Raw genomic sequence first — 17,653 nt, forward strand, 5'->3', positions numbered from 1 at the left:
CGGTTCGGCTTGCTGGAGCTATTTCACAAATCACGCGCGATTGTTAACCGCGGGCTGGTGATGACCGCCGACGCCGCCCGGGTCCGATGTCATCGGCCGGACCGTCGGCGGGCTTGGAATCCTGGTCGAGAGTGACCCCGGCGCGAGCGTGCGTGAACTCGCGATATTTGTCGGCGTGTCGCCCTCAGACGCGCACGCTCGCGCCCAAGAGGGCCAAGCCAAAAGGGGAGTTAGGCGCGGCCCAGGCGGGAGAGCACTTCGATGAGCACGTCGTCGGCGGGTACGTCGACCTGCTCACCGGTCGCCATGCTCTTCACTCCGATGGTGCCCGCCTCGATGTCGCGGTCGCCGGCCACCAACGCGATCGACGCCCCGGAGCGGTCCGCGGCCTTCATCGCGGCCTTGATGCTCCGATCGCCGTACGCCAGATCGACCCGCACGCCGGCGGTGCGCAGCCGGGCGGCCAACACCACCAGCTTGGCCTTGGCCTGCTCGCCGAGCGGCACCCCGAACACCTCGACACGCGCGGTTCCGCCGACCGTCTTACCCTCGGCCGCCAGCGCCAGCAGCGTGCGGTCGACCCCGAGCCCGAAGCCGATGCCGGACAGGTCTTTTCCGCCGAGTTCGCGCATCAGCCCGTCGTAGCGGCCACCGCCACCGATACCCGACTGGGCGCCGAGGCCGTCGTGCACGAACTCGAACGTCGTCTTGGTGTAGTAGTCCAGCCCGCGCACCATCCGCGGATTGATGACGTAGGGCACCTCGAGCGCGTCCAGATACGCCAGCACGCTGTCAAAGTGCTGTTTGGCGCCGTCGGAGAGGTGGTCGAGCATCACCGGCGCGTCGGCGGTCATCTCCTGCACGTGCGCCCGCTTGTCGTCGAGCACGCGCAGCGGGTTGATCTCCGCGCGACGGCGGGTCTCCTCGTCGAGGTCGAGCTTGAACAGGAAGTCCTGCAGCAGTTCGCGGTACTGCGGACGGCAGGTGTCGTCGCCCAGCGAGGTGATCTCCAAGCGGAACCCGTCCAGGCCCAGCGACCGGAAGCCGGCGTCGGCGATGGCGATCACCTCGGCGTCCAACGCGGGATCGTCGACACCGATCGCCTCCACCCCGACCTGCTGCAGCTGGCGGTACCGGCCGGCCTGCGGACGCTCGTAGCGGAAGAACGGCCCGGCGTAGCAGAGCTTGACCGGCAACGGCCCGCGATCCAGCCCGTGTTCGATGACGGCGCGAATCACCCCCGCGGTGCCCTCCGGGCGCAGCGTCACCGAGCGGTTGCCGCGGTCGGCGAAGGTGTACATCTCCTTGGACACCACGTCGGTGGACTCCCCCACGCCGCGGGCGAACAGCGCGGTGTCTTCGAAGATCGGGAGCTCGATGTCGCCGTAGCCGGCGCGCCGGGCGGCGTCGAGCAGGCCGTCGCGCACACCGACGAACTGCGCGGACTCGGGCGGCAGGTAATCCGGGACGCCCTTGGGCGCCTGAAATTCAGTCACTAGCTCAAGCCTTCGAGAAATGGGTTGTTACGGCGTTCGAAGCCGATCGTGGACCTCTCACCGTGCCCCGGTAGTACCACGGTGTCGTCGTCGAGCACCAATAGTTTGTCCACGATCGAACCGAGCAGATCCCGGCCGCTGCTTCCCGGCAGATCGGTGCGGCCGACGGACTGGCGAAACAACGTGTCGCCGCAGAAGACGACCTCCTGGGGGCCCTCCGAGACCCGGAACACCACCGACCCGCGGGTGTGGCCGGGCGTGTGGTCGACGGTCACGGTGATGCCGCCGAGCTCGACCTTGTCGCCGTCGCGGTCCAGTTCGACGACCTGCTTGGGCTCGCGGAACATGGCGCCGACGGCGAACTGGGCCAGGCCCCCGATCACACCCCGACCGAAGTCCTTGATCGGGTCGGTCAGCATGTATCGGTCCTCGGGATGGATGAAGGCCGGGCAGCCGTACATGTCGGCCACCTTCTGCGCCGACCAGATGTGGTCGACGTGCCCGTGGGTCAGCAACACCGCCGCCGGGGTCAGGCGGTTTTCGTCGAGGATCCGGCGCAACGGCCCCATCGCCCGCTGGCCGGGGTCGACGACGATGGCGTCCGCCCCGGTCCGGTGGGCCAGCACGTAGCAGTTGCACGCCAACATGCCTGCCGGAAAGCCGGTGATCAACACAACCTCCAGTTTTCCATCCCGCCAGAGCGCGGCCCGCAGCGCCACACACAGCGATGCCTGGCACACTCGTTTCCGACCAATCGACACGAGGAGGACACAGGGCGGTGCCGACCAACGAACAGCGTCGTGCCACGGCGAAGCGCAAGCTCGAGCGTCAACTGGAGCGACGGGAGCAAAGGGCCCGCAGGCGCCGCATCCTCACGATCATCGGCGCGGTCGTCGCAGCCGTGGTCGTCGTCGGCGCCGCCGTCACGGCCTTCGTCCTCACCAAACGCGACTCCGACACCGAGACCGCATCGGACCCCACCACCGCGCCGGCCACCACCACGACGCCGGCGGCGACGGGCCCCGGCGGTCTGCCCGCGTTCGCCGCACCGGCCGGGCTCGGCGAAAACTGTCAGTATCCGGCGGCCGGCGAACCGGCCAAGGAGGTCGGTCCACCGCGCAGCGGCAAGGTGCCGACCGAGCCCGCCCAAGTCAGCGCCAGCATGTCGACCAATCGGGGCAACATCGGGCTGATGCTCGACAACGGCAGGGCGCCGTGCACGGTCAACAGCTTCGCCAGCCTGGCTCAGCAGGGCTACTTCAACGACACCCCGTGTCATCGCCTGACCACGAGCGAGTCGCTGTCGGTGCTGCAGTGCGGTGACCCGACCGGGCAGGGCACCGGCGGCCCGGGCTACCAGTTCGCCAACGAGTACCCGACCAACCAGTACCAGCCCGACGATCCCAAGCTGATGCAGCCGGTCACCTATCCGCGGGGCACGCTGGCGATGGCCAACGCCGGCGCCAACACCAACGGCAGCCAGTTCTTCCTCGTGTACCAGGACTCGCAGCTGCCGCCGAACTACACGGTGTTCGGCACCATCGATGAGACGGGGCTGGCCACGCTCGACAAGATCGCCGAGGCCGGGGTCGCCGGCGGCGGCGAGGACGGCCCGCCGGCTCAAGACGTCCAGGTGACGTCGATCCTGCTGGACTGATCGGTGACCGTCCCGCCGCCACCACAACCGCTGCCGGGCGGCGAGTTCGGGCAGCAGCCGTACGACTATCCGCCGGAGTACTCCGGCTATGGCTATGGCTATGGCTATGGCTACGGATCTCCCTATGGCTATCCCCCGCCCGCGCGCACCAACGGGCTGGCCGTCGCCTCACTGGTGTGCGCGTTCCTGCTCGCACCGCTGGGCATCGTGTTCGGCCACATGGCGCTGTCACAGATCAAGAAGACCGGCGAAGAGGGTCGCGGGCTGGCGGTCGCGGGTCTGGTCATCGGCTACGCGATCACGGCTTTCACGGTGTTGGCGATCGTGATCAGCATCTTGCTGTTCATGTTCTTGGCCACTGCCCTGCAGGACGTCGACCTGTACCCGGAGTCGCCGCGCTACACGGCCGCGCCGGCCGAGCTGCCGGCGTTCGACCCCCCGGCCCCGCCCGGGGCCAACTGCCAGTACCCCGAGACCGTCGAACGCCCCAGCAAGCCGGTGAACGGCCCTCGGGTCGGCCGGGTGGTGACCGATCCGCCGGGCATCGACGCCACGATCACCACCAACCAGGGCGCGATCGGGGTGCAGCTGGACAACGCCAAGGCGCCGTGCACCGTGAACAGCTTCACCAGCCTGGCGCGGCAAGGGTTCTTCGACGACACGACGTGTCACCTGTTGAGCACCACCGCGACCCGGCACGCGTTGCAGTGCGGAGATCCGACCGGCAAGGGCACCGGCGGGCCCGGCTATCAGTTCCCCAACGAGTACCCCACCAACCAGTACCGGCTCAACGACCCGGCGTTGCGGCTTCCGGTCCGGTATCCGCGCGGCACGGTGGCGATGGCCAACACGGGTCAAGGCACCAACGGCAGCCAGTTCCTGCTCATCTTCGACGATTCGCCCATGCCGCCGGCCTACACCGCGTTCGGCACCATCGACGCGGCCGGGTTGGCGTTGCTGGACAAGATCGCTGCCGAGGGGGTCGCCGGGGGCGGCGACGAGGGCACGCCCGCCGTGGACGTGACGATCGAATCGGTCGAGATCGGCTAGCGGTAGCCGCGCTTCAACAGGTACCGCGCGCCTGCGGTCATGGCCTCCGGGGTGGCGAGGTCGAAGTCGAAGGCGTCGGCCAGCCGGTCAGTGATGTTGAACGCCAGACACACCGCCAGCGCGTCTTCGATCTGGGCGGGAGTCACGCCGTGCGCCAGCACCGCACTGACGTCATCGGGGTCCACGCGGTGCTCCCGTGTCAGGGTGCCGAGCAGCCCGAGCGTGGCCCGCAGGGGCTCGTCGATCGGTGCAGTATCCAGATCGGCGAGCGTGGCGGCGACCTTCTCGTCGTCGCCGTACCACAGGCCTGAGGTGGCCGAGTGCGCCGCGATGCAGAACGGGGTCTGGTTGACCTTCGACACGTACGCCGCCATCAGCTCACGGTCGCCGACCGACCACGCCGACGGTCCGCGCATCGCCTCATGGGTGAGCTCGCCGGCGCCGTAGAACTCCGGGCGGTACATCGCCAGCTTCACCGCATCGACAACCGGTTGCCGCGAAACCAGCCGCACCAGCTTGAACAACGCCTTGGTGCGCAGGCGGTGGCCCCGCTCGAGGACGTTGAGCCTCACCGTGCGCCGCCTTCGATGGCGCGGGTCAGCGCGGTCAAGCCGGACTGGTACTGGCGGCTGGCCTGTCCGACCGCGGCACACACCACGATTTCGAAGATCTGATCCTCGCTCAGGCCCACGGCCCTGGCGGCCGCGACGTCCTTGTCGGTCACCTGATGGGCCTGGTGAGCCACCTTGTCGGCCAGGGTGCGCAGCGGGTCGGTGAGACCGGCGTTGTCGTAAGCCGCACGGCGCAGCGCCGACGGCGCCTGTCCCCCGCCGCCAAGGACGCGCGCGATGAGCGCGCGGTGAAGTTCGGTGATATCAGCCATTTTCAGTTGCCCGAAGCCGTCGAAGTTTTGACCGGCTCAGACGATACGCCTACGTTCAGATCACTCCGGTTGATACGAACGTGAACGTGTGAACGCGAAAAGGATGTCCATGAGGAACTCGACACGACGGAACTTTTTGAGGGTCGGAAAGGCAACCGGGGCGCTTGCGCTCAGCGCGCTGCTTGTCCTCACCGGATGCTCGCGGGTGCCGGAATCCGGCGAGGGCGGCACCCTGCAACGGGTCAAGGATGCCAACTCCATCAAAATCGGCATCGCCGGGGAGGTGCCCTACGGCTACACCGCCGACGGCCAAGTCACCGGGGAGGCACCCGAAGTCGCCAAAGCGGTGTTCAACGCGATGGGTATCGAAAACGTCGACGCGACCCAGGTCGAGTTCAGCCAGTTGATACCGGCGCTCAACGCGGGCCAGTTCGACATGGTCGCAGCGGGCATGGCGATTCTGCCTGCCCGGTGCGACAACGCCCAGTTCTCGGCGGTCGACTACGTCACCCCGACGGCGTTGTTGGTGCCGAAGGGAAACCCTGAGCAGGCCAACAACTTTGACGACATCAAAGCCAAGGGCCTCAAGCTCGCGGTGCTCTCGGGCACGGTCGAAGAGGCGGTTGCTCACGATCTGGGTATCCCCGCAGGCGACATTCAGCCGTACGAGGGTCAACCGGAGATGTTGCAGGCGCTGCTCGACGGGCGCGCCTACGCCGGGGCGCTGACCGACATCTCGCTGCGGCGGATGTTGGCCGACAACCCCACCGCGCCGCTTGAGGTAACCGCGGGTTTCGTTCCGGTTGTCAATGGCCAGAAGCAGATTCAGGCTGGCGGCTTCGTGTTCCGCAAGGGCGATGACCCGCTGGTCGAAGAGTTCAACGCCGAGCTCGACAGGCTGCACGACAGCGGCCAGTGGCTCGACATCGTCAAGCCGTTCGGGTTCACCGAGGACAACCTGCCGCCCGAAGACCTGACCACCGCGCAGCTGTGCGAGGCCGCCTGAGGCGTCCGTGATGTTCGACAACATCGGGCTGTTCGTCGAGACCATCTCCCAAGGGCTGCTACTCACGGTCGAGGCGACGGTCGGCGGCATCCTCATCGCCACCGTGCTGTCGTTCGGGTTCGGGCTGGCGATGCTGTCTCGGTCCCGGCTGGTTCGCGGGTTCGCCCGGCTCTACGTGGAGATCTGGCGGGGCACCTCCGAAGTGGTCCAGCTGATGTGGATCTACTTCGTGTTGCCGGTGCTCGTCGGATTCCAGATCGTGCCGCTGGCCGCGGGCATCATCGTGCTCGGGCTGAACCACGGCGCCTACGGTGCAGAGATCGTACGCGGTGCGATTCAGGCGGTGCCGAGGGAACAGTATGAAGGTTGCGTCGCACTGAATCTCAGCCGCACTCAACGCATGCTGCGGGTCATCCTGCCGCAGGCACTGGTGGAGATGGTGCCCCCGTTCAACAACCTGTTCATCCAGTTGCTCAAGAGCAGTGCGCTGTTGACCATCATCACCGTGCACGAGATGACCTATCAGGCGCGCGAGGTGTTGATCGACCGGTTCATCTCGCAGGCGCCCACGATCTGGACGATCGTGTTGCTGTTCTATCTGGCGTTGGCCGTGGCGATCACCTTCGGCATGCGCATGCTGGAACGCCGGACCGCCCAGATCGCCGGCCGCAGGCCTCCGCAGCGCCGGGGTGTGCTGGCGGCGTTGAGTGCCCGACGGACGGGCTGATCCGGTGCTGTGGGACTGGGATTTCGCGTGGGAGGTGCTGCCGAAGATCGTCGGGGACGGTCTGCGCATCACGTTCGTGGCGACCGTCGCCGGTTCGGTACTGGCCTACAGCCTGGGGCTGGTGCTGGCGCTGCTGCGCCGGTCACGCATCCGCGTGGTCAGCACCGTTACTTGGGCGTTCATCGAGTTCGTACGCAGCACACCGCTTTTGGTGCAGATCTTCTTTTTCTTCTTCGTGCTGCCCGACTTCGGTCTCAAGTTCGAGCCGCTGACCACCGGCATCATCGCGATCGGGCTGCACTACTCGACCTACACCGCCGAGGTGTATCGGGCCGGCATCGAAGCGGTGCCGGCCGGCCAGTGGGAGGCGGCTGTCGCGCTCAACCTTCCCCGCCGACGGGTGTGGACCGCGGTGATCCTTCCGCAGGCCATTCCGCGGGTGCTGCCTGCGCTGGGCAATTACACGATCTCGATGCTCAAGGAGACGCCGCTGCTGTTGATGATCGGCGTGCTCGACATCGTCGGCGTCGCCAACCAGCTCGGCTCCCGCGCGTTCCGCTACGTCGAGCCGATCACGATCGCCGGCGTGCTGTTCCTCGTGCTCAGTTACTCGGCGTCCCTACTGGTGCGATGGATGGAGCGGCGTGTCAGATACACCGGCTGAGATGATTCGGTTCGACCAGGTCGTCAAGCGGTTCGACGACACCACCGTGCTCGACCATCTGAGTTTCTCGGTACGGCCGAGCGAGTTCGTCGCGCTCATCGGTCCCAGCGGTTCGGGCAAGACGACGGTCCTTCGGCTGCTGATGACGTTGGAACAGGTCGACGAGGGGCGCATCTTCGTCGGCGGGCAGTGCCTGAGCCACATGACCCGCGTCGGCAAGCAGGTGCCTGCCGACGAGAAACATCAACGGGAGGTCCGCAGACGAATCGGTATGGTGTTCCAGCAGTTCAACCTCTTCCCCAACATGCGGGTGCTGCAGAACATCACCGAGGCGCCGATCCGCTCGCTGGGCCTGCCCCGCGCCGAGGCCGAGGTCAGGGCGCGCGAGCTGCTGGAGCTGGTCGGGCTGGCCGACAAGGTCGATGCGCGCCCCTACCAGCTGTCGGGCGGCCAGCAGCAGCGGGTCGCGATCGCCCGCGCGCTGGCCATGCAACCCGAGGTGCTGCTGCTCGACGAGGTCACCTCGGCGCTGGACCCGGAGTTGGTGGCCGGAGTCCTTGCGCTGCTCAAGGACATCGCCGCCAGCACGGACATCACGTTTCTGTGCGTCACCCACGAAATGGATTTCGCCCGCGACGTTTCCGACAGGGTGCTCATGCTCGACCACGGCCGCATCGTGGAGGACGCGCCGCCGGACAAGCTGTTCACCGATCCCGAAAGCGACCGCACCCGAGCGTTTTTGCGGGCGGTGCTGGAGCGCGGTTGAATTCCCGCCTAGCCCATCGATTGTGCGGTCTCATCCGCGCGTCCCGGCGTGTCGCGGATGAAACCGCACACTCGGCGAAAAAGTCGACCGGCTACCAGCGCAGCAGCGCGCCGATGCCGTTGGCCTCGGCCAGCACGCCGCCGGACGCACCCTCGACGGGGGTGATCCGCGCATCGATCTCGAGTGCCCGCTCGACGAGCCGTTCGGTAAGCCGGGGCTCGGGCGTCGCTTTCGCGCTGGGAGGCGCCTCTTCGCCGGCGTAGAGCAACCCGTTGGCGTCCACCGAGCCCACGTAGCGGACTTCCGGGTCGTACACCAGATGCGCGACCCTGCCGTCGTTCAGCGCCCCGGTCACCTCCGACAACCCCAACGCGCCGGACTTGGTCCCGGCGGCCTCGCGCACCTGGGTCAACAGCTGTTGCTCGTACTCCTTGTGCTGGGTGTGCAGCCGTTCGGTGACCATGCGGGCCAGTGACGCGTCGTCGACCCCGCTGAGGACCCGGGTGTCGGCGAGCACCTTGTCCCGAACGGTCGCCGGAAACCGCGAAATCGCGGCGTCGGTCCAGGTGTCGCCCCCGGAGACGAGGATCCGCTGCCAGCCGTTCTCCTCGGCCACCTTCGCGACCGCGTCGACCACCTGGTCCAAAAATCGCTCGCTGCGTTCGCGCTGGCGGGCCTTGCGCTGTTCGCGCACCGGGGTGTTGAACTGCCCGGGCGGGCCGCCGCCGATCTGGCCGGCCCGCTCATGCGGCGCCTGGACGTACTCGTTCTCCATCGTCTGCACCGCGCGCAGCACACCCACGTGCCACTCGAGCAGGCGGGCGTCGTCGGCGGTGATGATGACGACACCCGCTTTGCGGCCTTCGTCGAGCATCTCGAGCAGCGGGTGAATGAACGGGCCGCTGTCAAACACCAATCGGGTGGTCACCGGCATCGCGCTTTCCAGGTGCGACGTCCAGTCGCTGCCCAGCCCGAAGAAGGCGATGCGCCCGCGGCCCGACACGGCCGGGGTCAGCAGGGTTTCGATCTGCGGCCAGAGCCGGTCCAGTGCGGCGGCCACCTCGCGGCCGCGCTCCAAGCTGCCGTCCTCGGAGGCTCGGCGCTGCAACTCGCGGTACCGGTTCTTGAGGTCGATGGCGGCGGCGAGCAGGTTCGGATCCTGGCTCGGATCGGCGTTCACGTAGACGGACAACACGCCGAGTTCGTCACCGCGTCGCGACAGTTCTCGCAAACCTGCGTCGTCGAGTTGCTCAAGCATGACCACGTTTTCCACTCCCATCAGCGGCGATCAGGCCGCGGACGTCACCCGGTAGACGTCGTAGACGCCCTCGACATTGCGCACCACATTAAGCACATGCCCCAAATGCTTGGGGTCACCCATCTCGAAGGTGAAGCGGCTGATCGCCACCCGATCGTTGGACGTCGTCACCGACGCCGACAGGATGTTCACCTTCTCGTCGGCCAGCACCCGTGTCACGTCGGACAACAGCCGGTGCCGATCCAGCGCTTCGACCTGGATGGCCACCAGGAACACCGAGGACGGCGACGGCGCCCACAGCACATCGATGATGCGCTCCGACTGTTGTTGCAGCGACGCGGCGTTGGTGCAGTCGGTGCGGTGCACGCTGACGCCGCCGCCTCGGGTGACGAAACCCATGATGTTGTCACCGGGTACCGGCGTGCAGCACTTGGCCAGCTTGGTCAACACTCCCGGGGCGCCGGGCACCGCGACGCCGACGTCCTCGGAGCTGCGTTGGCGCACCGGCATGGTCGACGGGGTGGACCGCTCAGCGAGCTCGTCGACGGCTTCCTCGTCGCCGCCGAACTGGGCCACCAGGCGCTGCACCACGTGACGCGCCGACACGTGCCCCTCGCCGATGGCGGTGTACAGCGCCGACACGTCGGCGTACCGCAGGTCCCTGGCCAAACTGGCCATCGACTCCGCACTCATCAAGCGCTGCAACGGAAGTCCGCCTCGCCGTACCTCGCGGGCGATGGCTTCTTTACCCGCCTCCAGCGCCTCCTCGCGTCGCTCCTTGGCGAACCACTGGCGGATCTTGGCCTTCGCGCGCGGCGACACCACAAAGCTCTGCCAGTCGCGTGACGGCCCGGCGTTGGGCGCCTTGGACGTGAAAACCTCGACGACTTCCCCGTTTTCGAGTTTGCGCTCCAGCGCTACCAGTCGGCCGTTGACCCGCGCGCCGATACAGCGGTGACCGACCTCGGTGTGCACCGCGTAGGCGAAGTCCACGGGCGTGGACCCCGTCGGAAGGGTGACCACGTCGCCCTTCGGGGTGAACACGAAGATCTCCTGCACGGCAAGGTCGTAGCGCAGGGATTCGAGGAACTCGCCGGGGTCGGCGGCCTCCCGCTGCCAGTCGAGCAGTTGACGCATCCACGCCATGTCGTCGATCTCGGCGGCGGCGTGGGGATGCGGAACCCCGTTGCGGCCCTTGGATTCCTTGTACCGCCAGTGCGCGGCGATGCCCCACTCGGCGGTCTTGTGCATGTCGTGGGTGCGGATCTGGATCTCCAGCGGCTTGCCCTCGGAGCCGATGACCGTGGTGTGCAGCGACTGGTACACCCCGTAGCGGGGCTGGGCGATGTAGTCCTTGAACCGCCCGGCCATCGGCTGCCACAACGAGTGCACCACGCCGAGCGCGGCGTAACAGTCCCGGATCTCGTCGCACAGGATCCGCACCCCGACCAGGTCGTGGATGTCGTCGAAGTCGCGGCCCTTGACGATCATCTTCTGATAGATCGACCAGTAGTGCTTGGGTCGGCCTTCCACCACCGCGTCGATCTTCGAAGCGCTGAGCGTGGCGGCGATCTCGTCGCGCACCTTGGCCAGGTAGGTGTCACGCGACGGCGCCCGGTCGGCGACCAGGCGCACGATCTCGTCGTACTTCTTGGGGTGCAGGATCGCGAACGCCAGGTCTTCGAGCTCCCATTTCACCGTGGCCATGCCGAGCCGATGCGCCAGCGGCGCAATGACTTCCAGCGTTTCGCGGGCCTTGCGGACCTGCTTCTCCGGCGGCAGGAACCGCATGGTGCGCATGTTGTGCAGCCGGTCGGCGACCTTGATGACCAGCACGCGCGCGTCGCGGGCCATCGCGATGATCATCTTGCGGATGGTTTCGCCCTCGGCCGCCGTGCCCAGCGCGACCTGATCCAGCTTGGTGACGCCGTCGACGAGGTGGGCAACCTCGGTGCCGAACTCCTCGGTCAACGCCTCCAGGGTGTAGCCGGTGTCCTCGACGGTGTCGTGCAGCAGCGCGGCGATCAGCGTGGTGGTGTCCATCCCCAGTTCGGCCAGGATGTTGGCCACCGCCAGCGGATGGGTGATGTACGGGTCACCGGAGCGGCGCAGCTGATCGGCGTGGCGCTCCTCGGCCACCTCGTACGCGCGCTGCAGCAATTGCAGGTTGGCCTTCGGGTAGAACTCCTTGTGCACCGCGACCAGCGGCTCGAGCACCGGGTTGATGGCGCTGCGCTGCGCGGTCATCCGGCGGGCCAGCCGGGCGCGCACCCGCCGCGACGCGCTGGTCGAGGTCTTGGGCACCTCCAGCGGTTGGGTTTCGGGCGACTGCGCCGCGGGAGGCGATTGCAGGGCCGGTCCCGTGCGGGGCTCGTCAGCCATGGTCACCTCCTGTCCAGCGAAATCCTCCAGACTTCGAGGATATCGTTCAGATGGTGTGCAGGGACGTCACCCGCAGGCCGGAGATGGCGGCGCGGCCCTGCAGCGCGGCCAGTTCGAGCACGACGGCGGCACCGGTCACCGTCGCGCCCGCATGGTCCAGCAGTTTCGCGGTGGCCGCCACGGTCCCGCCGGTGGCCAGCACGTCGTCGATGATGAACACCGAGCGCCCGGTGAGCTCGATGCCGTCGGCGGGAATCTCCAGCGCCGCCGTGCCGTACTCGAGCACATAGGTTTCGCTGCGCACCGGCGGCGGCAGCTTGCCGCCTTTGCGGACCGCCAGCACCCCGGTGCCGAGCCGGATGGCGACCGCGGCGCCGAGCAGGAAACCACGGGCGTCGATGCCTGCGACCAGCTCGGCGCCCCGCGCGGCCTGCGCCAGCGCATCGGTGACGACCGCGAGCCCGTGCGCGTCGGCCAGCAGCGGAGTCAGGTCCTTGAACTGCACGCCCAGTTCGGGAAAGTCGGGCACTTCGCGCAATTTCGAGGCGATGAACGCCGACACCTCCGAACCCGACGCCGGTTCGGTGGCCCCGGTCACCGCGCCAGGCTCCAACGGTCCATGTTCCACCCCGCACCCCATCTCGTCGGGTTGCTCGCTACCGCGTACATTTTGTTCGACGTCAGCACGGTGCGCTGCTGACGGTACAGCGGCAGGGTCGGCATGTCGGCCCACAGAATGGTTCCGCCCTCACCGAGCAGCCGCGCGGTCTCCTTGGGGTCGGCGGTGACCGCCAACGTCGCGATGATCTCGTCGATCCGGGGGTTGGAGAAGCGCGACAGGTTGTTGCCGTTGGCCGAGTGCAGATCGTAGGCGTCCATGGCGGACGATCCGCTCGACCCGCTGCCGGGCGACCCGCCGGTGGTGGCGATAAGCACGTCGATCTCGTTGTTGCGCAACGTTATCGGTCCCGTCGTGTCGGTGGCGACGTCTTCGACGGTGATGCCGGCCGGTGCACATGCCTGGGCGATGGCGCCGACGGTCGCGGCCATGCGCGGGTTGGGGCTCTGATAGCCGATGCGCACGGTCAGCGGACGCCCTTCCAGCGCGCCGCGCGCGGCGTCAGGGTTGGCGGCGACGAACCCGCTGGCCTCGGCGGCTCCTTCCACGGCGCTGTAGGCGTCTTCGGTGGTCGGGTTCAAACGCGCGTTGGCGATCGGCATCTGGGCGTTGCGCGCGATCATGTCACGCGGCGTGCAATGGGCCAACGCGCGGCGCGCCGGGACGGCCGCCAGCGGGCCCTGGGAGGCGAAGATCAGCTGCTCGATGGACGCCGACGGCGACTCCGTGCGGACATAGTCGTCGGGCGGGTTCAGCGTGCCCCACGAACCGGTGGCGATGTCGACGACGTCGTAAGCGCCCTCGTTGACCCGATCCTGCATGTTGTCGGGCCGCGGCCAGACGGTGACCTTCTTGGTGACCGGCGCCGCGCCCCACCACTTGTCGTTGGCGACCAGCACGATCGCGCCCTCGTCGGTCACCGAGTCCAGCTTGTAGGGGCCCGACGACGGGAACTTCTTGAGGTCAAGATCGGGCGTGAGCGCCCAGGTGCTGTTCCAGACCTGCGCGATGCGCTCGACCGTCGCGCCGTCGTTGTCGGCGATCGCGGTGGCCACCCCTCCGTCACCCAGCCCCAGGACGTCGGCGATGACGTGCGACGGCATCATCGACGTCGCGCTGAACAGCTGGCCGTAGTCGACGAAGCCGCGGTCCGGGAAGAACGACACCCGCGCCTTCTTCTGCCCGGGTGTGCACTCGATGCCGGCGATGTCGCTGTATCCGGCGCGGCTGGCCGCGTCGAAACCCGGGAACCGGCCGGCCTGCGATGCCCAGGCCAGCACCATGTCGTCGCAGGTGACGGGTTTACCGTCGGAGTACACCGCGTCGGCGTCGATTTCGTAGTCGAGCACCAGCGGGCTGCGGCCCACCACCGAGACCGAACCGAAGTCGGTGTCGCCGACGATCTGGCCGTCGGGGCCGTGATAGGTGAAGCCCGTCAGCACGCGGGCGAAAGCCTGCGGAGCCGCTGAGGCCGCCCCCTCGACCGTGTTGGTGTTGTAGGTGGTCACGGGGCCGTCCACGGCGTAGTCGATGCTGTCGGCGGGGCTACGCGAACACGACGCCAACCCCGCGGCGCCCAGCACCAGAACAGCCGCCAACACACCGCCGCGCCGGCACCGGCCCGTCATCTCCGGCTACCGCCGCCGCGTGTTGCGCTTACCCGACGGTCGCCCGGTTCGGCTCGTGGTTGGCCGTACGGGCCGCGCGCCCGGCGCGGGCTTGTCCGGCGGCGGGGTGCTGCTCGCGGCCGGTGCCGCGGCGACGGTCTGCGGTTCGTCGTCCTTGCCCGCCTCGTTGCCGGTGTCGTCGGCGTCGGCGGCCTTGGCTTCGGCGCCCTTGCGGCGGTTCATCACCCGGCGGGTGTGGTTGCGCACCAGCTCGGTGCGCTCGCGCATGCTCACCAGCAGCGGGGTGGCGAAGAAGATCGACGAGTAGGTGCCGACGACCACGCCGACCATCTGCACCAGCGCCAGGTCCATCAGGGTGCCGACGCCCAGCATCCACACCGCGATCACCATCAGCGCCACGATCGGCAGCACCGAGATCACGCTGGTGTTGATCGACCGCATGAAGGTCTGGTTGACGGCCAGGTTGGCCTGTTCGGCGAAGGTGCGGCGGGTGGTGTGCTCGAAGCCCTGGGTGTTCTCCTCGACCTTGTCGAACACGATGACGGTGTCGTAGAGGGAGAAGCCGAGGATTGTCAGCAGACCGATCACCATGGCCGGGGTGACCTCGAAGCCGACGATCGAGTACACGCCCGCGGTGACGATGATGTCGAACGCCAGCGTCGCCATCGCCGCGATCGACATGTAGCGCTCGTAGCGCACGGTGATGTAGATGGTGGCCAGCACGACGAACACCACCAGGGCGATCAGCGCCTTCTGGGTGATCTGACCGCCCCAGGTCTCCGAGACCGCCGAGTCGCTGATCGCCAGCCTGCTCGGAACACCGTCGCTGCCAAGGGGTTTGAATTCGTCGAACAGCGCGGTGCGCAGCTCTTCGGTCTCCTCGTTGGTCAAGTGCTCGGAGCGGATCTGCACGGTGGCCGATCCGCCGCTGCCGACCAGGACGACGGATTCGGGGGTCTTGCCCAGCGTCTCGGTGAACACATCCTCGACCTGCTGCACCGAGATGGTGCCCGTCTCGGTGGCCGCGGGTACCGCCACCTTGGTGCCGCCCTCGAAGTCGATGCCCAGGGTGAACCCGCGCAACAGCATGCTGGCGATGCACACCGCGACGATCAGACCGCTGACCGTGAACCACAGCTTGCGCCTGCCGACCACCTCGAACGCCCCGGTGCCGGTGTAGAGGCGCATGAAGAAGTTGTGCTTGGGCGTCGCCGATTCCAGGCTGGGCGCCTCCACGGCGGTCGATTCGGACGTGTGTTTAGCGGCCATCTCTCAGTTCCGTCCCGTCGCGTGTGCCGCCGCTCGTCGCTCTCGGGCGATCTGCTGCACCGCCCCGAGGCCGTTGAACGCCGGTTTGGCGAATGTCGTCGACTTCGACGCCAGATACACCAGCGGCCAGGTGACCAGGAAGACGACGGTGACGTCGAGCACGGTCGTCAGGCCCAGGGTGAAGGCGAAGCCCTTCACCTGGCCGACCGCCAGGATGTACAGCACCACCGCGGCCAGCAGCGTCACGGCGTTTCCGGACACGATCGTCTTGCGCGCCCTGGCCCAACCGCGTGGTACCGCAGAGCGGAACGAACGGCCTTCGCGTATCTCGTCTTTGATGCGTTCGAAGAACACCACGAACGAGTCGGCCGTCATACCGATACCGATGACCAGACCCGCGATGCCGGCGAGATCCAGCGTGTAGTTGATCCATCTGCCGAGCAGCACGAGTATCGCGTAAACCATTGCGCCGGAAGCGACCAGCGACAGCGCGACCAGAATCCCCAGCAGCCGGTAGAACAGCAGCGAGTACAACAGCACGGCCGCCAGCCCCACCGCGCCGGCGATCAGACCCGCCCGCAGCGAGGACAGTCCCAGTGTGGCCGAGACGGTTTCGGCTTCTGAGGATTCGAACGACAACGGCAGCGAACCGTACTTCAGCACGTTGGCGAGCTCGCGTGCCGACTGCTGGTTGAACTGTCCGGTGATCTGGGTCCGGCCGCCCGGGATCGCCTCCTGGATCGCCGGTGCGCTGACGACCTTGGAGTCGAGCACGAACGCGGTCTGGGTGCCGACGTTGGCGGCGGTGAAGTCAGCCCAGGTCTTGGAGGCGTCACTCTTGAACTGCAGATCCACGACGTATTCGCCGCGCTGCTGATCCAGACCCGAGTTGGCGTTCTCGATCTGCTCGCCGCTGATGATCGAGGGGGCCAGCAGGTACACCTCTTCGCCGTTGGTCGAGCACGTGATCAGCGGCTGGTTCGGGTCGTCGTGGCCGGCCAGGACGTCGTCCTCGCCGCAACGGGTGGCCTGAAACTGCAGCGCCAGGATCTGGATCGTCTGGTCGGTGCTCTGACGCAACTGCTTTTCGTCGTCGATGCGCTTCTGCAGCGGCACGTCCTCGGGCGACTTGGGCGCCTCGCCGGGGGGCGGCGGTGGTGCAGGGCTGGGTGACGGCGGCGCCGGGGTGCCCGGCGTCGGCGGCGGCGTCGGCGCGGGCTGCGCCGGCGGTTCCTCGGGGTACGGACGCGGCTGCGGCGCGGGCGGCGGCGTCTCCTGCCCGCCCTGCGCGGGTTGCTGCCCACCTTCGGCGGGCAGCGGGGCGCCCGGTTCGGCGGGAGCGGGCATCCCGGGCATGCCGGGGAGTCCGGGCATTCCCGGCAGACCCGGTATGCCACCGGGGGTGGCGGGCGGCGCGCCCTCGGGCCCCTCCGTCGGCGGCTGCTGCATGGCGGGGATGGCGTGGATGACCGGCCGGATGTAGAGCCGTGCGGTCTGGCCGAGGCTGCGCGCGTCGCTGGTGTCGCTGCCGGGCACGGTGATGACCAGGTTGTTGCCGTCGATGATGACCTCAGAGCCCGAGACGCCCAACCCGTTGACGCGGTCGTTGATGATCTGCTGGGCCTGGTTGAGCGCCTCGCGGGTGGGCGCCGATCCGTCCGGTGTGCGCGCGGTCAGGGTGACACGGGTGCCACCCTGCAGGTCGATGCCCAATTTCGGCTCGGCCTGCTTGTCTCCGGTGAGAAAGACAAGGAGGTAAGCGCCGATGAGCAACGCCAAGAACAGCGACAGATAGCGGTATGGGTGCACCGGCGCCGAAGACGATGCCACGTTTCAGGGTCTCCTTGAGGTCAGTTCGTCAGCACCGCAAAGCGTACGTGCTCTTGCTGAGTCCTCAGTTGTCAGTCTTCGTGTTGGGGCTGTCGGTGAGTTCGGTGGCGGTCGATTCGTCGTCCTCATCGAACTCGTCGTCGTCTTCGATGCGGTCGCGGACGGCGAGCTTCATCCAGGTCGTGACGACTCCCGGGGCGATCTCCAACTCGACGTCGTCGTCGGTGATCGTGACGATGGTGCCTTCCAGGCCGGAGGTGGTGTGAATCCGGTCGCCGACCTGAAGCGAATTGTGCAAATCGATGGTGGCCTGCATCGCCTTCTTCTGGCGCCGCGACGCGAAGAACATGAACGCGCCCAGCACGATGAGCAGGGGCAGGAAGATGACGAGATCCATGAGGATGGGTTCTTTCGTTAG

17 protein-coding genes are annotated in these 17,653 nt (G+C 67.6%); 6 read left to right on the forward strand and 11 right to left on the reverse strand.

What is annotated here, in order from left to right:
* Nucleotides 1-230 precede the first annotated feature (230 nt).
* Nucleotides 231-1,496, reverse strand: a complete 1,266-nt coding sequence (hisS, locus tag G6N28_RS26195) for a histidine--tRNA ligase (protein ID WP_163905504.1) — start codon at nucleotides 1,494-1,496, stop codon at nucleotides 231-233.
* A complete protein-coding gene (locus G6N28_RS26200) occupies nucleotides 1,496-2,170 on the reverse strand; it encodes an MBL fold metallo-hydrolase (protein ID WP_163905507.1) in 675 nt (224 codons plus the stop codon). Before G6N28_RS26200 ends, hisS begins: the two co-directional genes overlap by 1 nt.
* Before the next feature lie 104 nt (nucleotides 2,171-2,274).
* Here G6N28_RS26200 and G6N28_RS26205 point away from each other — a divergent pair, with 104 nt between their 5' ends.
* Both G6N28_RS26205 and G6N28_RS26210 read left to right on the forward strand, forming a co-directional pair.
* Complete coding sequence (locus tag G6N28_RS26205; protein WP_163905508.1) at nucleotides 2,275-3,153, forward strand: peptidylprolyl isomerase; 879 nt, start codon at nucleotides 2,275-2,277, stop codon at nucleotides 3,151-3,153.
* 3 nt (nucleotides 3,154-3,156) lie between these two features.
* Nucleotides 3,157-4,203, forward strand: a complete 1,047-nt coding sequence (locus G6N28_RS26210) for a peptidylprolyl isomerase (RefSeq protein ID WP_235674703.1) — start codon at nucleotides 3,157-3,159, stop codon at nucleotides 4,201-4,203.
* On the opposite strand, the gene G6N28_RS26215 is transcribed toward G6N28_RS26210, so the two are convergent.
* A complete protein-coding gene (locus G6N28_RS26215) occupies nucleotides 4,200-4,775 on the reverse strand; it encodes a carboxymuconolactone decarboxylase family protein (RefSeq protein WP_163905510.1) in 576 nt (191 codons plus the stop codon). The two genes, G6N28_RS26210 and G6N28_RS26215, sit on opposite strands and share 4 nt — an antisense overlap.
* On the reverse strand, nucleotides 4,772-5,086 hold the full coding sequence (locus tag G6N28_RS26220) for a carboxymuconolactone decarboxylase family protein (protein WP_163905512.1): 315 nt from the start codon (nucleotides 5,084-5,086) through the stop codon (nucleotides 4,772-4,774). Before G6N28_RS26220 ends, G6N28_RS26215 begins: the two co-directional genes overlap by 4 nt.
* Before the next feature lie 109 nt (nucleotides 5,087-5,195).
* On the opposite strand from G6N28_RS26220, the gene ehuB reads away from it, so the two are divergent.
* From ehuB to ehuA, 4 genes are read left to right on the forward strand one after another with little or no spacing between them, the layout of a single operon-like run.
* Nucleotides 5,196-6,092, forward strand: a complete 897-nt coding sequence (ehuB, locus tag G6N28_RS26225) for an ectoine/hydroxyectoine ABC transporter substrate-binding protein EhuB (RefSeq protein ID WP_197745803.1) — start codon at nucleotides 5,196-5,198, stop codon at nucleotides 6,090-6,092.
* A 10-nt stretch (nucleotides 6,093-6,102) separates the two neighbouring features.
* Nucleotides 6,103-6,819, forward strand: a complete 717-nt coding sequence (ehuC, locus tag G6N28_RS26230) for an ectoine/hydroxyectoine ABC transporter permease subunit EhuC (RefSeq protein WP_163905516.1) — start codon at nucleotides 6,103-6,105, stop codon at nucleotides 6,817-6,819.
* Nucleotides 6,800-7,483, forward strand: a complete 684-nt coding sequence (gene ehuD, locus G6N28_RS26235; protein WP_235674704.1) for an ectoine/hydroxyectoine ABC transporter permease subunit EhuD — start codon at nucleotides 6,800-6,802, stop codon at nucleotides 7,481-7,483. Before ehuC ends, ehuD begins: the two co-directional genes overlap by 20 nt.
* A 1-nt stretch (nucleotide 7,484) precedes the next feature.
* Entirely contained in the window at nucleotides 7,485-8,249 is a 765-nt protein-coding gene (ehuA, locus tag G6N28_RS26240; RefSeq protein WP_163905518.1) for an ectoine/hydroxyectoine ABC transporter ATP-binding protein EhuA, read from the forward strand.
* Between the two features lie 91 nt (nucleotides 8,250-8,340).
* Here ehuA and G6N28_RS26245 read toward each other — a convergent pair whose 3' ends face one another.
* The 7 genes from G6N28_RS26245 to yajC all read right to left on the reverse strand — a co-directional run bounded on the left by G6N28_RS26245 (nucleotide 8,341) and on the right by yajC (nucleotide 17,632).
* Complete coding sequence (locus G6N28_RS26245; RefSeq protein WP_235674811.1) at nucleotides 8,341-9,507, reverse strand: MSMEG_1130 family ribosome hibernation factor; 1,167 nt, start codon at nucleotides 9,505-9,507, stop codon at nucleotides 8,341-8,343.
* Between the two features lie 30 nt (nucleotides 9,508-9,537).
* Nucleotides 9,538-11,889, reverse strand: a complete 2,352-nt coding sequence (locus G6N28_RS26250; RefSeq protein ID WP_163905522.1) for a RelA/SpoT family protein — start codon at nucleotides 11,887-11,889, stop codon at nucleotides 9,538-9,540.
* A 46-nt stretch (nucleotides 11,890-11,935) separates the two neighbouring features.
* Nucleotides 11,936-12,529, reverse strand: a complete 594-nt coding sequence (locus G6N28_RS26255; RefSeq protein ID WP_163905524.1) for an adenine phosphoribosyltransferase — start codon at nucleotides 12,527-12,529, stop codon at nucleotides 11,936-11,938.
* Nucleotides 12,484-14,136 carry an ABC transporter substrate-binding protein gene (locus tag G6N28_RS26260; protein WP_163905526.1) on the reverse strand — a complete coding sequence of 551 codons (1,653 nt, stop codon included), beginning with the start codon at nucleotides 14,134-14,136 and terminating at the stop codon, nucleotides 12,484-12,486. Before G6N28_RS26260 ends, G6N28_RS26255 begins: the two co-directional genes overlap by 46 nt.
* A gap of 6 nt (nucleotides 14,137-14,142) precedes the next feature.
* Nucleotides 14,143-15,405, reverse strand: coding sequence for a protein translocase subunit SecF (gene secF, locus G6N28_RS26265; RefSeq protein ID WP_163905528.1), 1,263 nt, complete (start codon nucleotides 15,403-15,405; stop codon nucleotides 14,143-14,145).
* A gap of 3 nt (nucleotides 15,406-15,408) precedes the next feature.
* Nucleotides 15,409-17,235 carry a protein translocase subunit SecD gene (gene secD / locus G6N28_RS26270; protein ID WP_163905530.1) on the reverse strand — a complete coding sequence of 609 codons (1,827 nt, stop codon included), beginning with the start codon at nucleotides 17,233-17,235 and terminating at the stop codon, nucleotides 15,409-15,411.
* A gap of 64 nt (nucleotides 17,236-17,299) precedes the next feature.
* Complete coding sequence (gene yajC / locus G6N28_RS26275; protein ID WP_163905532.1) at nucleotides 17,300-17,632, reverse strand: preprotein translocase subunit YajC; 333 nt, start codon at nucleotides 17,630-17,632, stop codon at nucleotides 17,300-17,302.
* Between the last annotated feature and the right edge of the window lie 21 nt (nucleotides 17,633-17,653).

It is taken from the genome of Mycolicibacterium pulveris (assembly GCF_010725725.1).
Taxonomy (GTDB): domain Bacteria; phylum Actinomycetota; class Actinomycetes; order Mycobacteriales; family Mycobacteriaceae; genus Mycobacterium; species Mycobacterium pulveris.